This window comes from Halolactibacillus alkaliphilus (assembly GCF_900115465.1).
GTDB lineage: Bacteria > Bacillota > Bacilli > Bacillales > Amphibacillaceae > Halolactibacillus > Halolactibacillus alkaliphilus.
In genome coordinates this window covers 1-3,017 of sequence record NZ_FOWN01000061.1, presented here as the reverse complement: position 1 = coordinate 3,017, position 3,017 = coordinate 1, and the positions used below count along the sequence as shown (strand labels likewise).

Sequence of the window (3,017 nt, the reverse complement as noted above, 5' to 3'; positions counted from 1 at the left end):
CCTCAAAGGCATTAAAATAACCATCCGGCACAAGAAAACTCATCATGGTCGTTATTGAAGTCAAGGATGGCGGATACTACCTCGACAATAATTGACTAAATGAGTGGTGTTTTAGGTACCACCACATTTGACAAAGAACCCTTTAAAACAGCCGAAACATACGTCGTATCTGAGTAAGTGATAGCTCGACAATCAAATCACAGAATTATACTGATGACACTCAAGCCTCATCATTCCAATAATTTTTGAATAATACGACAAAAACGCCCATCATTAGCCCTAATACTAGACCAATAGCAATGTTCAACAATTTATTTGAAGAAATCGGATCACTCGTCGCTCTTGGTGCCGTAACGGTATTCACTTTCACATCAATGATGTTCATATCCTTTACACTATTCACTTCGTCTAATTTACCGCTGTAAAAGTTATAAAGCTCAGTGTGCTTATCAATTTTATCAAGTGCTTTGTTATATTCAGCTTGTAATGTTTTATCTAATAGTCGGAATTCTTCCAAATAAGTTTCGCTTACATCTAATAAATACTGGTTACCCGATGTGTTCTCATTAACTAACATTAAAGTTGGTAACTTTTCATGTGCATTTAAATCATTAAAAAGATCGACAGCTTGATCAATATTTTCTTCTTCTTCAAGCATTTGTTTCTCATATTCATCAGTTAATAAGTCAAACCGATTACTCAATGCCTTATCTAATTGTATTTTGGTCTGTATGACAAGTTCTGACAGAATCGATTCAATTTCTGTTTGATCAGATGACACGAATTTAATTTCTAGATGATCTTCTCCCTCGTTAAGTCGAGAGAACTCAATTTGATTAGCTAACCCGTTGTATGTACGATTGATCGTTAGCTTTTCAATCACGGGTACAATACTTTCTGGGGACGTCAATACATTTTCAAAATTTTGAATGGTTGTTAATTCATCAATCAATGGTTGAACATTCTCTGGCGCTGTTGACACTTTATTAAAACCAATAATTGTTCTACCTTCATATACTGGATCTACAATGAGGTAGCTATACCCCGCAGCAATCAAAACAGCTATAGCTGTAATAATGCCTATTAAGACTTTCCCTTTTAATATTGCTTGAAGCAATTCTTTTAAACTGATTTCATCTTCCATAATATCCTCCATCGTCTACAAATTATTTAATTATTCATACTTCAAAAAAATCGGCACAACACCTTTAAAAGTATCGAATTTCGATTAATTAGTCAACCCTTTTTGAGGAATTAACTATGATAATCATCTCTTTGCAAATGTTTCAAGCTTGAATCAATTTCATAATTGCTCTTTTTATTGAATACGGCATTCAAATAGAGCCACTTGGGCGGAGAACTGAGCCACTGAATGCAAAGAAGAGAGCCACACCAACTTAATATGATATATAAAGACAAAATCTTCTGTATAATGAGCTTGCGTACCTAACGGTACGACATTATAAACAGGAGTTTTTTTTCGTGGTTAAATATCGACAGATATTAGACCTACACTTCAAGTCTGTGTCTCAAAGAACGATCAGTACGAGTGTAGGTAGCTCAAGAAACACGGTATCCGATGTCATCACTCGCGCTAAAAAGGCTGGTGTGAGTAAGTTAACGGATGATATGACGAATCCATGGTTGGCTAAAAAGTTATATCCAGAAAAGCAAGCCGTTAAAAAAGGATATTATCCGCCAGGTTGGGAGAAAGTTCATAAGGAGCTTCAAAAGAAGAATATCACATTAAAATTACTGCACACAGAGTACAGTGACGAGGCTCAAAATAGTGGTAAGCTACCTTATGCGTATCGATCGTTCACTGAGAAATACAATCTATACGTAAGGAAACACAAAGCGACAATGCCAATTAAACGTAAACCAGGTCAAATACTAGAAGTGGATTGGGCTGGATCAACGCTGTCTCTTAAGGATCGCGAAAATGGCGGTGATATGCCTGTGTATATTTTTGTCGCGACATTTTCCTACAGTCAGTACAGTTATGTCGAAGGATTTCTAGATATGAAATCAAGCAACTGGTTAACGGCTCATATTCACGCTTTTGAATACTTTGGAGGTGTTGCCGAATCACTTGTCCCTGATAATTTGAAAACGGGTGTGATAAAACCGGTAAAGGGCGAGCCAATTTTGAATGAGTCCTACCGGGAACTAGCTGACTATTACCAGACAAGCATTGTTCCTGGACGTGCCCGAAAACCTAAAGATAAACCATCTGTCGAAGGCGCTGTTGGCTTTATATCACGTCAGATTATCGCTGCGTTAAGAAACTATCAGTGCTTTAGTTTAGCTGAACTGAACGATCAAATACGCTTACGATTAGACGACATTAATCAAGAGCCGTTTCAAAAACGACCAGGGTCACGAAAAATTGTCTTTGATGAAGAGGAATGCGGTTATCTTATTCCATTACGCCCGCCACGTCTAAAATTATCGGAGTGGAGAATAGCGAGAGTTCAATCAAACTACCACATTCAAATTGATCGCATGTATTACTCCACTCCCTATGAATATATCCAAAGTGACGTTGACGTTCGTCTATCTAAGGATGTACTAGAAGTATACTTTAAAGAGGCAAGAATAGCATCACATAAACAGTTGCATGGCGAACCCGGACAATATTCAACCAATCCAGACCATATGCCCGATCATCACCGCTATTTTTTAGATCCTACGCCAAAACAAAGTAAACGCCAATTGAACGGGTATATCCCCCATATTGAATCCTCCATTTATAATAAAGTTAACTTTATTGAATGGAGGACTATTTTATGTCTGATAAACAAGATATTGTGCCAGTCACTTTAAAGCGTGACTCGCAGTCTCGGATACCTCACCAAAAAACACAAATGAAATCAACCGTCGCTTTTCAGGTAACGAAAGAATCAACAACTTACCGTGTATATCCTGGATTCCCGATAATTTATAACGAGGGAATTGGGATATCCAGAGCTTCATATATCTCTTGGTGCTTTTTGGTCACCTCTCCGAGTATTCGG

Annotated in this window: 3 protein-coding genes; 2 read left to right on the top strand and 1 reads right to left on the bottom strand. The window is 37.5% G+C overall.

Annotation, left to right across the window (positions count from 1 at the left end):
- Positions 1–220 precede the first annotated feature (220 nt).
- Positions 221–1,144: a Wzz/FepE/Etk N-terminal domain-containing protein gene (locus tag BM163_RS13545; protein ID WP_170243758.1), complete on the bottom strand. Its 924-nt coding sequence runs from the start codon at positions 1,142–1,144 to the stop codon at positions 221–223.
- A 338-nt stretch (positions 1,145–1,482) separates the two neighbouring features.
- Between BM163_RS13545 and istA the strand changes: the two genes are divergently transcribed.
- Together istA and BM163_RS13935 are read left to right on the top strand one after the other, a co-directional pair.
- Positions 1,483–2,826, top strand: a complete 1,344-nt coding sequence (gene istA, locus BM163_RS13540) for an IS21 family transposase (protein ID WP_089803698.1) — start codon at positions 1,483–1,485, stop codon at positions 2,824–2,826.
- On the top strand, positions 2,790–3,017 hold a 228-nt coding region (locus tag BM163_RS13935; protein ID WP_143088247.1), incomplete at its 3' end, for a hypothetical protein. The genes istA and BM163_RS13935, both read left to right, overlap by 37 nt.

Bases quoted from the DNA above. Each gene is read 5' to 3' on its own strand.
- BM163_RS13545 (WP_170243758.1), bottom strand. From the start codon at position 1,144: ATGGAAGATGAAATCAGTTTAAAAGAATTGCTTCAAGCAATATTAAAA.